At 65.8% G+C, this 17011-nt stretch carries 16 protein-coding genes and 1 tRNA gene; 3 read left to right on the top strand and 14 right to left on the bottom strand.

Translation table 11 applies throughout. The annotated features are described in order from the left end of the window. Positions 1-57: 57 nt before the first annotated feature. The 4 genes from B5V46_RS20890 to B5V46_RS14615 form a co-directional block, all read right to left on the bottom strand. On the bottom strand, positions 58-312 hold the full coding sequence (locus B5V46_RS20890) for an AAA family ATPase (protein WP_369822842.1): 255 nt from the start codon (positions 310-312) through the stop codon (positions 58-60). Continuing rightward, on the bottom strand, positions 240-596 hold the full coding sequence (locus B5V46_RS14625; protein ID WP_369822788.1) for an AAA family ATPase: 357 nt from the start codon (positions 594-596) through the stop codon (positions 240-242). Before B5V46_RS14625 ends, B5V46_RS20890 begins: the two co-directional genes overlap by 73 nt. A gap of 170 nt (positions 597-766) precedes the next feature. Continuing rightward, positions 767-842: transfer RNA gene (locus B5V46_RS14620), tRNA-Ala, on the bottom strand. A 303-nt stretch (positions 843-1145) separates the two neighbouring features. After that, entirely contained in the window at positions 1146-1484 is a 339-nt protein-coding gene (locus tag B5V46_RS14615) for a TIGR02300 family protein (protein ID WP_080617281.1), read from the bottom strand. A 113-nt stretch (positions 1485-1597) separates the two neighbouring features. On the opposite strand from B5V46_RS14615, the gene B5V46_RS14610 reads away from it, so the two are divergent. Together B5V46_RS14610 and B5V46_RS14605 are read left to right on the top strand one after the other, a co-directional pair. Beyond that, on the top strand, positions 1598-2290 hold the full coding sequence (locus tag B5V46_RS14610) for a M48 family metallopeptidase (RefSeq protein WP_080617280.1): 693 nt from the start codon (positions 1598-1600) through the stop codon (positions 2288-2290). Between the two features lie 33 nt (positions 2291-2323). Continuing rightward, entirely contained in the window at positions 2324-2974 is a 651-nt protein-coding gene (locus tag B5V46_RS14605) for a GntR family transcriptional regulator (protein ID WP_080617279.1), read from the top strand. A 237-nt stretch (positions 2975-3211) separates the two neighbouring features. Here the strand turns inward: B5V46_RS14605 and lpdA are convergent, their stop codons facing one another. From lpdA to sucC, 9 genes are all read right to left on the bottom strand, one after another. Next, the gene (gene lpdA / locus B5V46_RS14600; RefSeq protein WP_080617278.1) at positions 3212-4600 is read right to left on the bottom strand and encodes a dihydrolipoyl dehydrogenase; all 1389 of its coding nucleotides are present in this window, start codon (positions 4598-4600) and stop codon (positions 3212-3214) included. A gap of 114 nt (positions 4601-4714) precedes the next feature. Further along, positions 4715-5110, bottom strand: a complete 396-nt coding sequence (locus B5V46_RS14595) for an MAPEG family protein (protein WP_080617277.1) — start codon at positions 5108-5110, stop codon at positions 4715-4717. 7 nt (positions 5111-5117) lie between these two features. Next, positions 5118-5510 (bottom strand): MAPEG family protein, encoded by a 393-nt coding sequence (locus B5V46_RS14590; RefSeq protein WP_080617276.1) that lies wholly within the window; start codon positions 5508-5510, stop codon positions 5118-5120. After that, entirely contained in the window at positions 5510-5911 is a 402-nt protein-coding gene (locus tag B5V46_RS14585) for a hypothetical protein (protein ID WP_155774070.1), read from the bottom strand. The genes B5V46_RS14590 and B5V46_RS14585 overlap by 1 nt, the downstream gene beginning before the upstream one ends. An 11-nt stretch (positions 5912-5922) precedes the next feature. After that, a complete protein-coding gene (odhB, locus tag B5V46_RS14580; protein WP_080617274.1) occupies positions 5923-7452 on the bottom strand; it encodes a 2-oxoglutarate dehydrogenase complex dihydrolipoyllysine-residue succinyltransferase in 1530 nt (509 codons plus the stop codon). Between the two features lie 5 nt (positions 7453-7457). Then, the gene (locus tag B5V46_RS14575; protein WP_080617273.1) at positions 7458-10430 is read right to left on the bottom strand and encodes a 2-oxoglutarate dehydrogenase E1 component; all 2973 of its coding nucleotides are present in this window, start codon (positions 10428-10430) and stop codon (positions 7458-7460) included. Then, complete coding sequence (locus B5V46_RS14570; protein WP_080617272.1) at positions 10427-10954, bottom strand: DUF805 domain-containing protein; 528 nt, start codon at positions 10952-10954, stop codon at positions 10427-10429. The genes B5V46_RS14575 and B5V46_RS14570 overlap by 4 nt, the downstream gene beginning before the upstream one ends. A gap of 22 nt (positions 10955-10976) precedes the next feature. Continuing rightward, positions 10977-11858 (bottom strand): succinate--CoA ligase subunit alpha, encoded by an 882-nt coding sequence (sucD, locus tag B5V46_RS14565; RefSeq protein WP_080617271.1) that lies wholly within the window; start codon positions 11856-11858, stop codon positions 10977-10979. A gap of 5 nt (positions 11859-11863) precedes the next feature. After that, a complete protein-coding gene (sucC, locus tag B5V46_RS14560; protein ID WP_080617270.1) occupies positions 11864-13057 on the bottom strand; it encodes an ADP-forming succinate--CoA ligase subunit beta in 1194 nt (397 codons plus the stop codon). Positions 13058-13386: 329 nt separating this feature from the next. On the opposite strand from sucC, the gene B5V46_RS14555 reads away from it, so the two are divergent. After that, positions 13387-15414 (top strand): M3 family metallopeptidase, encoded by a 2028-nt coding sequence (locus tag B5V46_RS14555; RefSeq protein WP_080617269.1) that lies wholly within the window; start codon positions 13387-13389, stop codon positions 15412-15414. 105 nt (positions 15415-15519) lie between these two features. Here B5V46_RS14555 and B5V46_RS14550 read toward each other — a convergent pair whose 3' ends face one another. Beyond that, the gene (locus B5V46_RS14550) at positions 15520-16773 is read right to left on the bottom strand and encodes a DEAD/DEAH box helicase (protein WP_231119133.1); all 1254 of its coding nucleotides are present in this window, start codon (positions 16771-16773) and stop codon (positions 15520-15522) included. Positions 16774-17011 lie beyond the last annotated feature (238 nt).

Genomic DNA, 17011 nt, shown 5'->3' with positions numbered 1-17011 from the left:
TACTGTCCAACCGATGGGGAGTAGCTCAAGTTTCGCCACTGCCTCTAGAGATGACGGTCAATTTGCCAGTTGCTTACAGACAAAGCCGGCACGTGTTGCAATGTCGGCGCGCGGCAGTTCTGTGATTTGGTATCCGAGCGCGGTGTAGGTCTCCCGCATGACGGCGCAGGTCGCTTCGGCTTCGGCGCGGGTCTGCTTGCGTTCGGTGTCTTGCGTGAAGATCTCATCCCAAAATGGCGCTAGGAAGACGCGCGCGTTGTAGCGGGCGGCCTTGGCTGCTGCGGCGACGGGGGCGGCATGGGAAAGCTGCAGAGGGTCAGGTAACCCATGATGTCGGGAATGCCCCGGTCGAAGATTACGGGGCCTGAGATGGCCTGAGCGTCCTCGTAGGCGCGGAGGTCGCGTTCAAGCATCCGTTCGGCATAGGCCATGCGGTCCGCCCAGGGGAGGGCGTCTCCGCCGCTCTGGATCTCCTCGCGGATGATCGCGCGGCCGGATTCGGGGATCGTGTGAAAGCCGCAGCGGGAGAGCTCGGTGATCAGGCTGGTCTTGCCCGCACCGGGGCCGCCCGTCACGATGAAGAAATGGTCGCTCATGGGCCATCCTCAATTGTGAAGGGGGGAAGGGCTGCGACGGGATCAACACGCCCAAAGGCGCGGATCAAAGCAGCATGGATTTCCGTAGGGAAAACAGCACCCGTCTGCACGACAGAGGCAAATCCTCTGACAAGAAAGGCAGACCTATCTGGTGCTTTTCAACGTGTTTTTGGTGGAGCCAAGGGGGGTCGAACCCCTGACCTCTTGCATGCCATGCAAGCGCTCTCCCAACTGAGCTATGGCCCCATCTGTTTGCGGCCCTTCCGGCCCGCCCGCGCTTATTATGGAAGCGGGGAAGGGAGATCAAGCAGAAAAATGCAGAAGGGATGGGGCATAGCGATTTTTTTGGTCGATGTCCGGTGCCGCAAAAGCTCACCCCCCCGCATTGGTAAAAACCTTACCGAAGCAAGGAGTTAAGGTCTGCCTGCGGTACATGCAAAAAAACCGCTCCGAGAGGAACGGTGCCGGTAGGGTGGAAAAGGGACCCAGGCGTGGATCCCTGGCCCGGGACGGGGCCGGGCGGGACATCAGGGCCGCCCGGCCGAAAAGTCAGGTCTCGTCGTCATCCTCGGAGGACATGTCGGCGATGTCGTCAAGCGAGACGTTGTCGTCGTCATCGTCCTCCAGCACGTCGTCGCCGAGATCGACATCATTGCCGTCATCGTCATCGTCGATGATGGCGTCATCGTTGTCCAGATCCTCATCGTTCCGCGCCTTGGCGGGGGCCGTCTTCTCGGCGATGAGCGGCCGGTGCTTGCCCTGGGTGAGGCTGTCCAGCGAGAAGCTGTGGCCGCAGGACGGGCAGGTCATCGGGTCGCGCTGAAGATCGTAAAATCGGGTCGAGCAGTGCGGGCAAACGCGCTTAACGCCCCATTCTTCTTTGGGCATGGGTATCCTCTCGCAGGGGTCACGGCTTTGCGGTTGCAGCCACGTGCCACAAGTCCCCCTACGTGTCAAAGCCCTTTTCGGCTGTTATGCTCCGGGCAAAACACGAGGCAGAGATGAGCATCATCCGCATTCCCGGCGATCCGCCGCTCGAGGTCACGCTGCGCCGCTCGGCACGCGCGCGGCGCTATTCGCTGCGGGTGTCGCAGCTTGACGGGCGCGTGACGCTGACATTGCCCCAGCGCGCCCCCGAAGCCGAGGGGCTGGCCTTCGTTCGCGAGAAGGAGGCCTGGATCCGGCGCCACCTTTCGGCGCGACCCGAAGGTCATGTGGTCCGGGCCGGCGGTACGGTGCCCTATGAGGGCCGCGCTCTGCCGCTCGTGCCGGGGACCGGACGGATTCCGCAGATGCGCGAGGGCGAACTGGCGGTGCCCGGATCTGCCGAAGAAGTGCCGCCCCGGGTGCTGGCCTTTCTCAAGATCCGGGCGCGGGCGCGGCTGGCGGCGGCGGCCGACGGCCATGCGGCCGCGCTGGGGATCAGCTACCGCCGGCTCACGGTCAGGGAGGCGCGGTCGCGCTGGGGGTCCTGTTCGTCGCGCGGCGACCTGATGTTCGCCTGGCGCCTGATCATGGCCCCGCCCGAGGTGCTGGACTATGTCGCGGCCCATGAAGTCGCGCATCTGGTCGAGATGAACCATTCCAGCAGGTTCTGGTCGGTGGTCGGGGGGCTGATGCCGGGCTACGAGGCGCCGCGGGCCTGGCTGAGGGCTAATGGTGCTGCCCTGCACCGTGTGCGTTTCGGTGATTGACGGCCGCCCCCGTGCGGTCGCACTATCCGCGCCATGCTGATCCAGACCCGATCCGGTGAGACCGTATCTGCGACACATGAGCGGCTTTACCGGACGCTGCGGACGCAGATCATGCATGGCGAGCTGGCCCCGGGCGCCGCGCTGACGCTGCGCGGGATCGGCAAGAGCTTTGGCGTGTCGATGACGCCCGCGCGGGAGGCGGTGCGGCGGCTCGTGGCAGAGGGCGCGCTGACGCTGTCCTCCTCGGGGCGGGTCTCGACGCCGGAACTTTCGAACGAGCGTCTGGAGGAACTGGCCTCGCTGCGTGGCCTGCTCGAGCCCGAACTGGCAAGTCGGGCCCTGCCGCGGGCCCATTTCGCCCTGATCGAGCGGATGCAGAAGATCAATGCCGAGATCGGCGAGGTGGTCATGCGCGGGGATGCGGTGGCCTATATCCAGAAGAACCTCGAATTCCACCGCGCGCTTTACCTGCGGGCCCAGGCCCCCGCGATGCTGGCCATTGCCGAGACGGTCTGGTTGCAGCTCGGTCCGACGATGCGGTCCTTCTATGGCCGGCTGGGCCGGACCGAGCCGCCGCAGCATCACCGGATGATTCTGGCCGCTCTCCGGGCGGGCGACGAGCCCTCGCTGCGGCTGGCGGTGCGCACTGACGTCACCCAGGGCCTCAGGTTCCTCGCGACCTGACCTGACCGGGCGTCTTGCCAATTTTGTCGGGACAGTGGTTCCGAGCGCAACCGACGCCCCTGCGCCCGGGGCTCTTGCCGTCTTTGTGCTGACGCCCGGCACGACTGAGCGACCCGACCGGAATTTTCTCGATCCCCCGGCGGTGCGTGCGGCGAAAGCCGTGCGGAGTGCGGGACATGAAAAGGGGCGGGGCCATCCGGCCGCCGCCCCTTTCCAGGAAGGATGAAGCCTGCCCTGTCAGCTGTGGATCGGACCGTCGCCGCAGGCCAGGGCCGCTTCGCGCACCGCCTCGGAATAGGTCGGATGGGCGTGGCAGGTGCGGGCGATATCCTCGGCCGCGGCGCCGAATTCCATCGCGACGCAGATCTCGTGGATCAGATCGCCCGCCGAGGGCCCCAGGATATGGGCGCCGAGGATGCGGTCGGTTTCCGCATCCACGATCAGCTTGACGAAGCCGTCGGCGGCGAAATTGGCCTTGGCGCGGCCGTTGCCCATGAAGGAGAACTTGCCGATCTTGTAGGCCCGGCCCGCTTCCTTCAGCTGGTCCTCGGTCTTGCCGACCGCGGCCACCTCGGGATGGGTGTAGATCACGCCCGGGATCACGTCGTAATTCACATGACCGGCCTGGCCCGCGAGGATCTCGGCGACCGCCATGCCCTCATCCTCGGCCTTGTGGGCGAGCATCGGGCCCTCGATCACGTCGCCGATGGCATAGACCCCGTCCACGGAGGTCTTGTAATGGGCATCGGTCGCGATCTGGCCGCGCTTGGTCAGCTCGAGACCCAGCGCGTCGAGCCCGAGGCCCTGGGTGAAGGGCTTGCGGCCGGTCGCGACCAGCACCACATCGGCATCGAGCTGATGCTCGCTGTCGTCCTTGCGGAGCTTGTAGGTGACCTTGGCCTTGGTCTTGAGCGCCTCGGCGGATTGCACGGCGGCGCCGGTGACGATGGTCAGGCCCTGTTTCTTGAGGAGCGCGCGGAAGCTGCGCGCCACCTCGGTGTCGATGCCCGGGGTGATCTGGTCGAGATATTCCAGCACGGTCACCTCGGCCCCGAGGCGCGCATAGACCGAGCCCAGCTCCAGCCCGATCACGCCGGCGCCGATCACGATCATCTTCTTCGGGACCTTGGACAGCGCCAGCGCGCCGGTCGAGCTGACGATCACCTTCTCGTCGATCTCGAGCCCCGGCAGGGTGGAGGCTTCGGAGCCGCTGGCGATGACGATGTGTTTCGCCTTGTGGGTCTCGTCGCCCACCTTCACGAGCCCCGCCTCGGGGATCGAGGCCCAGCCCTTGAGCCAGTCGATCTTGTTCTTCTTGAACAGGAATTCGATGCCCTTGGTGTTCTGGCCGATGACCTCGTCCTTGTAGGACTGCATCTGCGTCCAGTCGACCGAGGGCGGCTTGCCCTTCAGCCCCATCTTCTCGAAATTATGCTGGGCCTCGTGGAGCTGGTGCGAGGCATGCAGCAGCGCCTTCGAGGGGATGCAGCCGACATTGAGACAGGTGCCGCCCAGCGTGTCGCGGCCTTCGACACAGGCGGTTTTCAGGCCAAGCTGCGCGCAGCGGATGGCGCAGACATAGCCGCCTGGGCCGGAACCGATCACGATCACATCATAGCTTGCCATTCGGGGCCTCCTTTGCGGGCGAGTGTTGGGATGGCGGCGGGGGTGTGGGGGGCATCCGCCCCCCGCCGCCCGTGCCGGGCGGCTCCCCCCGGGGTATTTCCGCCAGGAAGAAGATCATATCAGGGCGGCGAGCGTCATCAGGACGGTCGCGCCGAAGCCCGCGGCCCAGATCATCGAGCGCCCCGGCACCCAGCCCCGGACATAGGCCGGCACATAGGCGATGCGGGCGATCAGGTAGATCCAGGCGCAGAGCGCGGTGAACCAGCTCGACTGGTCCGAGACGGTGACGAGGACGACCGCCGCGGTGAACAGGATCAGCCCCTCGAAATGGTTGTTGAGCGCGCGCTGCATCCGTCCGGTCCGGCGCGAGAGCTGCTGGTCGGGGGCCGTGTCGCGGGGGCTTGTGGTATATGCCGTGCCGAGTTCCATATTGGCGGGGATCGCCATGAGGACGAATTGCACGGCCTGAACGAGGATGGCGAGGGCGAGGGCGGTAAGCTCGGGGGTCATGCGGGCCTCAGAAGATGCTGGCGAGGATCATGGCGAAACAGGCGACAAGGCCTGCCATGAAGATGACCGAGCGCCAGGGCACCCAGCCGAAGGCATAGGCGGGCAGGTAAAGCGCGCGGGCGGCGACGAAGATCCAGGCGGCAAGCCCGGTGACCCAGCCATTCGAGCCGGTGAACTGCACCAGAACGACGGCGATCACGAAGAGGCCGGTATTCTCGACATGGTTGGCCAGCGCCCGGCGCAGGCGGAGGGTATGGGGCGACAGCCGGTCCGCGATATCGTCGCGGGGCCCGGTATTGCCTTCGCGCCCCACATCGGCCTCGAGCGCGCGCTGGGACCAGAGCACCGCGGCGAGGTGGATGACGGCGGTGGCGGCGAGGGCGGCGAGTTCGGGGGTCATTAGGAACCTATGGATTTTGTGAAGCCGCCCAGAAGGTCGCCGACGAAATCGCCGAATTGGGCATAAGAACGGGAGCCGGCGCTCACTTTCTTAACGGCATCGCTTAGCTTTTCTTCCGTTTCGCCGAGTTGAATGCGCGTTCCGAGAACATTCAAGCCGTACGAAGTCAAAACGGGGTTCATTACGGATCCGCATCCGGTTCCGCCTAGCTCTCCGTGGATCTCTCCGGTCCGAATGACCCCTTCGTCTGTCAGCCACTCGATACAAGGAAAGAAGAAAAAGCGAAATTCATCATCGAGCTCCAGTTCTTCGAACTCAAGCTCACATTCCCTGATTCCCCACTCCATCAGGAGGCTGAGGATTTTGGATATGACGATTTCGCTTTTTTCCAGGTTCTCCACGGCAAAGAGCCTCACAGATCCATCAGCAGGCGGCGCGGGTCTTCCAGCGCTTCCTTGACGCGGACGAGGAAGGTGACCGCGCCCTTGCCGTCGACGATGCGGTGATCGTAGCTGAGCGCCAGATACATCATCGGGCGGATCACGATCTGGCCGCCCTCGACCATCGGACGCTCCTGGATCTTGTGCATGCCGAGGATGCCCGATTGCGGCGGGTTCAGGATCGGCGAGGACATGAGCGAGCCGTAGACGCCGCCATTCGAGATGGTGAAGGTACCGCCCTGCATCTCGGCCATCGACAGCTTGCCGTCACGGGCGCGGGTGCCCATCTCGGCGATCCGCTTCTCGATTTCGGCGAAGCTCATCGAATCCGCGTTCCGCAGCACCGGCACCACCAGCCCCGAGGGCGTGCCGACCGCGATGCCCATATGGACGAAGCGCTTGTAGACGATGTCGGTGCCGTCGATTTCCGCGTTGACCTCGGGCACTTCGGACAGCGCATGGCAGCAGGCCTTGGTGAAGAAGGACATGAAGCCCAGTTTCACCCCGTGCTTCTTCTCGAAGAGGTCCTTGTATTCCTTCCGGAGCGCCATGACGCCCGACATGTCCACCTCGTTATAGGTGGTCAGCATCGCGGCGCTGTTCTGGGCATCCTTCAGGCGGCGGGCGATGGTCTGGCGCAGCCGGGTCATCTTGACCCGTTCCTCGCGCTCGGCATCCTCGGCCGGAATCGGCGCCCGCGCCGCGTCGGGGACAGCGGTGGGTTTCGGCGCCTCGGGCGCGCGCGCGGCGGCTTTCGGCGCCTCGGCGGCCTTCAGCACGTCTTCCTTCATGATCCGGCCATCGCGGCCCGTGCCGGTGATCTCGGCAGCCGAGAGGCCCTTTTCGGCCATCAGCTTCTTGGCCGAGGGCGCATCCTCGACATCCTTGCCCGATCCGCCGCCCGATCCGTCGCCCGTGCCGGCAGTGGTCTTCGGAGCGGCGGCTGCCGCGCCTTCGCCCGCCAGAAGGACCGCGAGCTGGCCGCCGGCCTCGACGGTGGAACCTTCGGCGGCGAGGATCTCCTTGAGAACGCCCGCAGCAGGAGCGGGCACCTCGACCGAGACCTTGTCGGTCTCGAGCTCGCAGAGCATCTCGTCGCGCTCGACCTTGTCGCCGGCCTGCTTGAACCAGGTCGAGACCGTGGCCTCGGTCACGCTCTCGCCCAGCGTCGGCACCATCACGGGCACGTCTTCGGCGCCGGCATCGTCGTCGGCCGCAGCCGGGGCGGACGCGCCGCCATCGGCCTTCGGAGCAGGCGCGGACGCGCCTTCGGCAATGGTGGCCAGAAGCGCGTCGACCCCGACCGTCTCGCCTTCGGCCGCGACGATTTCGGAGAGCGTGCCTGCGGCGGGCGAGGGGACCTCGACCGTCACCTTGTCGGTTTCCAGCTCGCAGAGCATCTCGTCGGCCTCGATCGCGTCGCCGGGCTTCTTGAACCAGGTGGCGACGGTGGCTTCGGTGACGCTTTCGCCGAGCGTCGGGACACGGACTTCTGTGGACATGGCGGTTACCCTTCGATGGTCAGCGCGTCGTTCACGAGCGCGGCTTGTTGTGCCTTATGCGTGCTGGCAAGACCCGTGGCCGGCGAGGCGGCGGCGGGGCGGCCCGCATAGCGGGGCCGGCCGTGCTTGGCATTGATGCGGGTCAGGACCCATTCCAGATTGGGCTCGATGAAGGTCCAGCCACCCTGGTTCTTGGGCTCTTCCTGACACCAGACGATTTCGGCGTCGCTGAAGCGTTCCAGTTCCTTGACGAGGCTGAGCGCGGGGAACGGATAGAACTGTTCGAGCCGCATCAGGTAGATGTCGTCGATGCCGCGGGCATCGCGTTCCTCCAGCAGGTCGTAATAGACCTTGCCCGAGCACAGGACGACCCGCCTGATCTCGGCATCGGGCCTGAGCTTGGTTTCCGACATGTGGCCGGTCTCGGCATCGTCCCAGAGCACCCGGTGGAAGGAGGAGCCGGTGACGAAATCGCTGGCTTCCGACATCGCCAGCCGGTGGCGCAGCAGCGATTTGGGCGTCATCAGGATCAGCGGCTTGCGGAAGCTGCGATGCAGCTGGCGGCGCAGGATGTGGAAGTAGTTGGCCGGCGTCGAGCAGTTGGCGACGATCCAGTTGTCTTCGGCCGACATCTGCAGGAAGCGTTCGAGCCGGGCCGAGCTGTGCTCGGGGCCCTGGCCCTCATAGCCATGCGGCAGCAGCACGACGAGACCCGACATCCGCAGCCATTTGCGTTCGCCCGAACTGATGAACTGGTCGAACATGATCTGCGCGCCATTGGCGAAATCGCCGAACTGGCCTTCCCACATCACCAGCGCGTTGGGTTCGGCCAGGCTGTAGCCGTATTCGAAGCCCAGGACCGCATATTCCGAGAGCATCGAGTCGATGACCTCGTATTTCGCCTGCCCCTTGCGGATGTGGTTGAGCGGATAGTAACGCTCTTCGGTATCCTGGTTGATCAGCGCGGAATGGCGCTGGCTGAAGGTGCCGCGCGCACTGTCCTGGCCGGAGAGCCGCACCGGATATCCCTCGGTCAGCAGACTGCCGAAGGCCATCGCCTCGGCGGTCGCCCAGTCGAAGCCCTTGCCGGTCGCGAACATCTCCTTCTTGGCGTCGAGCAGGCGCCCCACCGTCTTGTGAAGCTCGAAGCCCTCGGGCGGGGTGGTCAGCGCCTGGCCCAGCTCCTGCAGGGTTTCCTCGCCGATCGCGGTATCGCCGCGCTGATAGTCGTCGCCGCCGCCGCGCTGGATATGCGACCAGCGCCCGTCGAGCCAGTCGGCCTTGTTCGGCTTGAACTCCTTGGAGGCGTCGAATTCCTCGTTGAGATGGGACTGGAAGGCGGCCTTCATGTCCTCGATCTCGCCCTCGGGGATCAGCCCGTCCTCGACCAGCCGTTCGGTGTAAAGCTGCAGCGTGGTCTTATGCTTCTTGATCTTCTGATACATGAGGGGATTGGTGAACATCGGTTCATCCCCCTCGTTATGGCCGAAGCGGCGATAGCAGAAGATGTCGAGCACCGCGTCCTTGCCGAATTTCTGGCGGAACTCGGTGGCGACCTTGGCGGCATGCACCACCGCCTCGGGGTCGTCGCCATTGACATGGAAGATCGGCGCCTCGACCATCAGCGCGATGTCGGTCGGGTAGGGCGAGGACCGCGAGAAATGCGGCGCCGTGGTGAAGCCGATCTGGTTGTTCACGACGATATGGATGGTGCCGCCGGTGCGATGACCGGTCAGGCCCGACAGGCCGAAGCATTCGGCCACCACGCCCTGGCCCGCGAAGGCCGCGTCGCCATGCAGAAGCACCGACAGCACCTGCTTGCGCTCGTGGTCATTCATCTGCGCCTGCTTGGCGCGGGTCTTGCCCAGCACGACCGGGTTGACCGCCTCGAGATGCGAGGGGTTCGCGGTCAGCGACAGGTGCACGGTGTTGCCGTCGAATTCGCGGTCCGACGAGGCGCCGAGGTGGTATTTCACGTCGCCCGAGCCGTCCACGTCCTCGGGCTTGAAGCTGCCGCCCTGGAATTCGTTGAAGATCGCGCGGTAGGGTTTGCCCATCACGTTGGCCAGCACCGACAGGCGGCCACGGTGGGGCATGCCGATGGCGATTTCCTTCAGACCCAGCGCGCCGCCGCGCTTGATGATCTGTTCCATCGCCGGGATCAGCGCCTCGCCGCCATCGAGGCCGAAGCGCTTGGTGCCCATGTATTTGACATGCAGGAACTTCTCGAAACCCTCGGCCTCGACCAGCTTGTTCAGGATCGCGCGGCGCCCCTCGCGGGTGAACTTGATCTCCTTGCCGAAGCCCTCGATCCGTTCCTTCAGCCAGGACGATTGTTCGGGGTCCGAGATATGCATGTATTGCAGCGCGAAGGTGCCGCAATAGGTCCGCTGCACGATGGCGAGGATCTCGCGCATCGAGGCGACCTGCAGCCCCAGCACGTTGTCGATGAAGATCGGCCGCTCCATGTCGGCATCGGTGAAGCCGTAGGATTTCGGATCGAGCTCGGGATGCGGGGTCGGGTTGCGCAGCCCCAGCGGGTCGAGATCGGCGACCAGATGGCCCCGGATCCGGTAGGCCCGGATCAGCATCAGCGCCCGGATCGAGTCGAGCACCGCGCGCTTGACCTCGTCATCGGTTACCTCGACGCCCTTTTCCCTGGCCTTCTCGCGGATCTTCTCTTCGGCGGCCCTGGTCTCGCGGGCGGCAGGCGGCGTCGGCCACTGCCCGTCAAGTGCCGCGGTCAGGTCGTCATTCGGCGCGGGCGGCCAGTCGCGCCGCGCCCAGGACGGCCCCGCCGCCTCGCGCTTGACCGAGACCTCGTCATCGCCCAGCTCGGCGAAGAACTTCTGCCATGCCTCGTCGACCGCGTTCGGGTCATTGGCATAGCGGGCGTAAAGCTGTTCCACATATTCGGCATTGTGGCCCTGAAGGAAGGACGAGCTGTGAAAGATGTCGTTCGCGCTTTGCTCGGTCATGGAGTTACCTCATGGGGGTTTGGACCGTATTTGTTGAGGCCGGGTTGGGAGGGGCGGGTCAGCCACCAGATCACCAGAAGGGGCGAGATCATCAGAACCAGGACCGAGAGGACGAGCACGAGGCCCGCGATGCCGGTAAAGGCCTCTGCCGGACCGCCCGAAGCGGCGAGGCCGAAGGCGCCGACGAATTGGGCAAAGCCCAGGATGCCGGCCAGCACGATCAGCGGATAGACGTAGAAAAGCCCGCTTCGGCCGCTGTCATGCATCCGGCGCCAGCCTGCGGAAACCGAAGGCAGGAAGATGGCAAGCGTGAAGAGCATGGTCAGGGGGCCGTCGCTGTCGGCCTCTATGCTGCCCGGTCCGGTGCGGATCTCGCCCGGGAACAGCAGCAGGTCGAGCAGCCCGGTGGCGATGCTGCCCAATAACGTGAACAGAACGAACCACCAGTATTCGGGGCGGGACGCCCGCCCCGAAAAGGTGAAGTACTTTCTGAAACAGACCTTTACGGCAGCCGCAAAGCCCATTTTGCCTCCCTCGGCGACCGGCTTATCCGATCGCCTTCAGCACCGCTTCGCCCAGATGCGCCGGGCTGTCCGCCACGACGATCCCGGCCGATTTCATCGCCTCGATCTTGTCTTCGGCACCGCCCTTGCCGCCGGCGACGATGGCGCCCGCATGGCCCATGCGACGGCCCGGAGGGGCCGTACGGCCGGCAATGAAGCCCGCGATGGGCTTGCTGCGGCCCTTCTTGGCCTCGTCCTTGATGAACTGGGCCGCTTCCTCTTCGGCCGAGCCGCCGATCTCGCCGATCATGATGATCGACTGGGTCTCGTCATCGGCCAGGAACCATTCCAGCACGTCGATATGCTCGGTGCCCTTGATCGGGTCGCCGCCGATGCCGACGCAGGTCGACTGGCCAAGGCCCACATCGGTGGTCTGCTTGACGGCCTCATAGGTCAGCGTGCCCGAGCGCGAGACGACGCCGACCGAGCCGCGCTTGTGGATATGGCCGGGCATGATGCCGATCTTGCAGGCGTCGGGCGTGATGACACCGGGGCAGTTCGGCCCGATCAGGGTCGAGTTCGAGCCTTCCAGCGCGCGCTTGACGGTCATCATGTCCATCACCGGGATGCCCTCGGTGATGCAGACGATCAGCGGGATCTGGGCGTCGATGGCCTCGAGGATCGAGTCGGCCGCAAACGGCGGCGGCACGTAGATCACGGATGCATTGGCGCCGGTCCTGGCCACCGCCTCGTGGCACGAGTTGAAGACGGGCAGGTCCAGATGGCTCTGGCCGCCCTTTCCGGGGGTGACGCCGCCGACCATCTTGGTGCCGTAGGCGATGGCCTGCTCCGAATGGAAGGTGCCCTGGCTGCCGGTGAAGCCCTGACAGATGACCTTGGTGTTTTCGTCGACAAGAACCGCCATGGATCTTACCCCTTCACCGCTTTGACAATTTTCTGGGCTGCATCGGACAGGTCGTCCGCCGCGATCACGTCGAGGCCGGAATTGTTGATGATGGCCTTGCCCTTCTCGACATTGGTGCCTTCGAGGCGCACGACCAGCGGCACCTTCAGCCCGACTTCCTTCACCGCGGCGACCACGCCCTCGGCGATCACGTCGCAGCGCATGATGCCGCCGAAGATGTTCACCAGGATCCCCTTCACGTTCGGGTCCGAGGTGATGATCTTGAAGGCTTCGGTCACCTTCTCCTTGGTGGCGCCGCCGCCCACGTCGAGGAAGTTGGCGGGCTCCGAGCCGTAAAGCTTGATGATGTCCATCGTCGCCATCGCGAGGCCCGCGCCGTTCACCATGCAGCCGATCTGGCCGTCGAGCGCGATGTAGTTCAGGTCGTATTTGGAGGCCTGATGTTCCTTCGGATCTTCCTCGGTCTCGTCGCGCAGCGCCAGGATGTCCTCCTGCCGGTAGAGCGCGTTCGAATCGAAGCTCATCTTGGCGTCGAGGCAGCGCAGGTCGCCCTGATCGGTGACGATCAGCGGGTTGATCTCCAGCAGCTCGCAATCCTTCTCGGTGAACAGCTTGTAAAGCTGGCCCATCAGCCGGACGCATTGCTTGATCTGGTTGCCGGTCAGTCCCAGCGCAAAGGCGATGCGGCGGCCGTGATAGCCCTGATAGCCGGTCACCGGATCGACCGAGAAGCTGAGGATGCGATCGGGGGTCTTGGCGGCGACCTCCTCGATATCCATGCCGCCCTCGGTCGAGCAGACGAAGGCCACCCGGCTGGTCTGGCGGTCGACCAGCAGGGCCAGGTACAGTTCGCGCTCGATGCCGGCGCCTTCCTCGATATAGACCCGGCCGACCTGCTTGCCCGCGGGGCCGGTCTGATGGGTGACGAGGGTGCGGCCCAGCATCTTCCTGGCTTCCTCGGCGGCCTCGCCGACCGATTTGGTCAGCCGCACGCCGCCCTTCTCGCCCGCCTCTTCCTCGACGAAGTGGCCCTTGCCGCGACCGCCTGCGTGGATCTGCGCCTTGACGACCCAGACCGGCCCGTCGATATCGGCCGCGATCGACTTCGCTTCCTCCGCCTTGGTGACGACATGCCCTTTCGAGACCGGCGCGCCGTAGCTGCGCAGCAACGCCTTTGCCTGGTATTCGTGGATGTTCATCAAACTGTCCCGTGCTGGTACGAATTCCAGATGTCTAAGCACGGAACGGTGGTGCGGCGAAACGGCCTTTTCCTTAAATTCCCGTGATCATGCTATGTTTTTCCATTTTGTGATCACGCTCATGAATGCTGTGATCACGAAGTTGGGCAAAACCCGGAGCCGCATGGGGCAGGGCTGTGGCGGTCCTGTGCCGAGAGACTCTGGCCGCGCGGCCTGGCGGGGGGCTTGCCGGGCTGCTTGCCGGGCGGGGTCCGGCCCCGTCGCCACGCGGTCCCGGGCTTGAACCCGGCCTCGATCCGGCTATGCCTTTTCGAGAAATGGAGAGCCTCATGACCAATCCCCTGCTGGCGCCGCGCATCGCGCCCTTCGAGCTTCCCGGCTTTGCCGCCCTCTCGGATGAAGATTTCGCGCCGGCCTTCGAGCGGGCGCTGTCCGGTGCCCGGGCCGAGATCGCGGCCATTGCCGAGGCGCCCGAGGCGCCCGATTTCGCCAATGCCATCGAGGCGCTGGAACGGTCGGGGCAGGCGCTGTCCGACGTGCTGTCGGTCTTCGATCTGCTGGCCTCGACCTCCTCGACCCCGGCGCGCGAGGCGCTGCAGCGCGCCTTCTCGCCGAAGCTGGCGGAGTTTTCCTCGGATGTGGTGCTGAACCGCGCGCTGTTCGAGCGGATCGACGCGATCTGGCAGGCACGCGAGACGCTGGATCTGACGGCCGAACAGGCCCGTCTGCTGGATCGGAAGCATCGCGACTTCGTCCGCGCCGGGGCGGCCTTGCCCGAAGAGGGGCGCGGCCGGCTCCGTGAGATCAACACAAGGCTGGCCGAGCTTTCGACCGCCTTCGGCCAGAACCTTCTGGCTGATGAGCGCGACTGGACGATGCCGCTGGCCGAGGCCGATCTTGCGGGCCTGCCCGGCTTCGTCATCGAGGCGGTCCGGGCGGCGGGCGCCGAACGCGGCGCGGACGGCCCGGTGGTGACGCTGTCGCGCTCGGTGATCGTGCCCTTCCTGCAATTCTCACCCCGGCGCGATCTGCGCAAGGCGGCCTATGAGGCCTGGACCTCGCGCGGCGCGCGCGGCGGCACCACCGACAACCGTGGCATCGTGGCCGAAACGCTGAAGCTCCGGGCCGAACGTGCGGCGCTTCTGGGCTATGGCAGCTATTCCGCCTATGCGCTGGAAACCCAGATGGCCAGGACCCCCGGCAATGTGCGCGATCTGCTGATGCAGGTCTGGGTCCCGGCCCGGGCGCGTGCCGAGGCCGATGCCGCGATCCTCGAAGAGATGCTGGTCGCGGACGGGGGCTCGGCGCCGCTCGAGCCCTGGGACTGGCATTACTATTCCGAGAAGCGGCGCCGCGCGCTCCACGATCTCGACGAGGCCGAGCTGAAGCCCTATCTGCAACTCGACCGCATGATCGAGGCCGCTTTCGACTGCGCCAACCGTCTGTTCGGGCTGGATTTCTCGCCGCTCGATGTGACCCTGCACCATGCGGATGCCCGGGCCTGGGAGGTCACCCGCGATGGCCGCCATATGGGCGTTTTCATCGGCGATTATTTTGCCCGGGCGGGCAAGGAATCGGGTGCCTGGTGTACGGCGCTGCGCAGTCAGCAGAAGCTGGCGGGGGAGATCCGGCCGCATGTCGTGAATGTCTGCAACTTCTCGAAACCGGCCGAGGGGCGGCCCGCGCTCTTGTCCTATGACGATGCGCGGACGCTGTTCCATGAATTCGGCCATGCGCTGCACCAGATGCTGTCGGATGTGACCTATGAAAGCCTGTCCGGCACCTCGGTGCCGCGCGATTTCGTCGAGCTGCCGAGCCAGCTTTACGAACACTGGCTGGAAGTGCCCGAGGTGCTGGAGCGTTTCGCCACCCATGCCGAAACCGGGCAGCCGATGCCCGAGGCGATGCGGGACCGGGTTCTGGCGGCCGCGACCTATGACATGGGGTTCCAGACCGTCGAATTCATCGCCTCGGCGCTGGTCGATCTTGAATTCCATGACGGCCCCGCCCCCGCCGACCCGATGCAGAAACAGGCAGAGGTGCTGGAAGAGATCGGCATGCCGCGCGCGATCCGGATGCGGCATGCGACACCGCATTTCGCCCATGTCTTCGCGGGTGGCTATGCTTCGGCCTATTATTCCTACATGTGGTCCGAGGTGATGGATGCCGACGCCTTCGCGGCCTTCGAGGAGGCGGGCGATGCCTTCGATCCGGCGACCGCGCGGGCTCTGGAAGACAACGTGCTGTCGACCGGCGGCACGCAGGAGCCGGACCTGCTCTATACCGCCTTCCGCGGCCGCCTGCCCGGGGTCGAGGCGTTGCTGAAGGGCCGCGGGCTGGAACCCGAGCCGGCCTGAGGCTGCCAGAACGGCCCCGGAGATGCAAAAAACGCCCGCCCGGGGACCCGGGCGGGCGTTTGCGTTTTCCGTCAGTGGCGCGGGCGACAGCGCCCCCACCCGACCTCAGGCCGCTGCGCGGTTCTTGTTGCGCGGACGACGGCGCGCCCGAGGCTTGGCTGCGGCCGGCTTGCCTGCACCCTTGCCTGCGCCGCGCGGGCCGCCCCGCGACTGCTTCGGTTCGAGCCCTTCCCAGGGCGTCCCCGAGGCGACCGGGATCGCCGTTCCCATCACCTTATGGATCGCCCGCAGTTCCGAGATCTCCTCGGGTGCGCAGAAGGCGATTGCCGCGCCATCGGCCCCGGCGCGCGCGGTGCGGCCGATCCGGTGGACATAGTTGTCGGGCACGTTCGGCAGGTCGAAATTGTAGACATGGCGTACCTCGGGAATGTCGATGCCCCGCGCCGCCACATCGGTCGCCACCAGCACCCGCACATCGCCCGCGCGGAACGCCTTGATGGCGCGGTCACGCTGGCCCTGGCTCTTGTTGCCATGGATCGAGGCGGTGGCGAACCCGGCCCGTTCCAGCTGTTTCGACAGCCGCTCGGCACCGTGCTTGGTGCGTCCGAAGACGATGGCGCGGTCGTCGCGATGCCCGTCCAGAAGCTCGATCAGGCGCCCGGTCTTCTCGGCCTTCTCGAGGAAATGCACCGATTGCGTGATCTTGTCGACGGCGGTGCCGGGGGGGCTTACCTCGACCCGGACCGGGTTGCTCAGGTAGCTTGCGGCGATCTCGTCCATCTGCTTGGGCATGGTGGCCGAGAACAGCATGGTCTGGCGCTCTTTCGGCAGCTTGGCCGCGATCCGGCGCAGGGCATGGATGAAGCCCATGTCCAGCATCTGGTCGGCCTCGTCCAGCACCAGGAACCGGGTTTCGGCCAGCACCACGGCGCCGCGGCCCATCAGGTCGATCAGCCGCCCGGGCGTCGCCACCAGCAGATCGGCGCCGCGCGCCATCCGCTTTTCCTGGGCCGACAGCGAGGCGCCGCCGACCACGGTCTCGACGCTGACGGGCGTGCCCGCGACCAGCGGACGGAGGCTCTCGGCGATCTGCTTGACCAGCTCACGGGTCGGGGCCAGCACCAGGGCGCGGGCGGTCTTGGGCGTGGGCTTTCCTCGGTTCTCGGCCAGCGCGGTCAGCAGCGGCAGGCCGAAGGCTGCGGTCTTGCCGGTGCCGGTCTGCGCCAGCCCGATCACGTCGCGGCCTTCCAGCGCCGGAGGAATGGCGCGGGCCTGGATCGGGGTGGGCTCGGTGATGCCGGCCTCGGCCAGTCGCGTCACGAGCCGCTTGGGCAGCCCCATCTTGTCGAATGTAATCACAGTGTCCTTTCGGGCGCCCGTCGCGGACGCCTCGTCAAATTGCGTTCGCCGCTGCGAACGGGTGAGCGGGTCCGCGACGCCCCGACCCGACTGGTCGGTGGGCGGCGGTCCCAGTACCCCTCGCGTGATGATGGGAACGGATTTGCCCGACACCTTGCGCCGCGATCCGGTCATTCCGGGCAGGCGGCCTCTGTTCACGCGACAGAAGGTGCGGATTGGTGATACGTACAGGAAGGTG

This window comes from Rhodovulum sp. MB263, from assembly GCF_002073975.1.
Classification (GTDB): Bacteria; Pseudomonadota; Alphaproteobacteria; order Rhodobacterales; family Rhodobacteraceae; genus Rhodovulum.
This window is presented reverse-complemented; position numbering and strand designations above follow the sequence as displayed.

Excerpts from the sequence above, each read along its gene's own strand:
- B5V46_RS14625 (WP_369822788.1), bottom strand. The coding sequence starts at position 596 with ATGAGCGACCATTTCTTCATCGTGACGGGCGGCCCCGGTGCGGGCAAG.
- B5V46_RS14615 (WP_080617281.1), bottom strand. The coding sequence starts at position 1,484 with ATGCCCAAAGAAGAATGGGGCGTTAAGCGCGTTTGCCCGCACTGCTCG.
- B5V46_RS14610 (WP_080617280.1), top strand. The coding sequence starts at position 1,598 with ATGAGCATCATCCGCATTCCCGGCGATCCGCCGCTCGAGGTCACGCTG.
- B5V46_RS14605 (WP_080617279.1), top strand. The coding sequence starts at position 2,324 with ATGCTGATCCAGACCCGATCCGGTGAGACCGTATCTGCGACACATGAG.
- lpdA (WP_080617278.1), bottom strand. The coding sequence starts at position 4,600 with ATGGCAAGCTATGATGTGATCGTGATCGGTTCCGGCCCAGGCGGCTAT.
- B5V46_RS14595 (WP_080617277.1), bottom strand. The coding sequence starts at position 5,110 with ATGACCCCCGAGCTTACCGCCCTCGCCCTCGCCATCCTCGTTCAGGCC.
- B5V46_RS14590 (WP_080617276.1), bottom strand. The coding sequence starts at position 5,510 with ATGACCCCCGAACTCGCCGCCCTCGCCGCCACCGCCGTCATCCACCTC.
- odhB (WP_080617274.1), bottom strand. The coding sequence starts at position 7,452 with ATGTCCACAGAAGTCCGTGTCCCGACGCTCGGCGAAAGCGTCACCGAA.
- B5V46_RS14575 (WP_080617273.1), bottom strand. The coding sequence starts at position 10,430 with ATGACCGAGCAAAGCGCGAACGACATCTTTCACAGCTCGTCCTTCCTT.
- B5V46_RS14570 (WP_080617272.1), bottom strand. The coding sequence starts at position 10,954 with ATGGGCTTTGCGGCTGCCGTAAAGGTCTGTTTCAGAAAGTACTTCACC.
- sucD (WP_080617271.1), bottom strand. The coding sequence starts at position 11,858 with ATGGCGGTTCTTGTCGACGAAAACACCAAGGTCATCTGTCAGGGCTTC.
- sucC (WP_080617270.1), bottom strand. The coding sequence starts at position 13,057 with ATGAACATCCACGAATACCAGGCAAAGGCGTTGCTGCGCAGCTACGGC.
- B5V46_RS14555 (WP_080617269.1), top strand. The coding sequence starts at position 13,387 with ATGACCAATCCCCTGCTGGCGCCGCGCATCGCGCCCTTCGAGCTTCCC.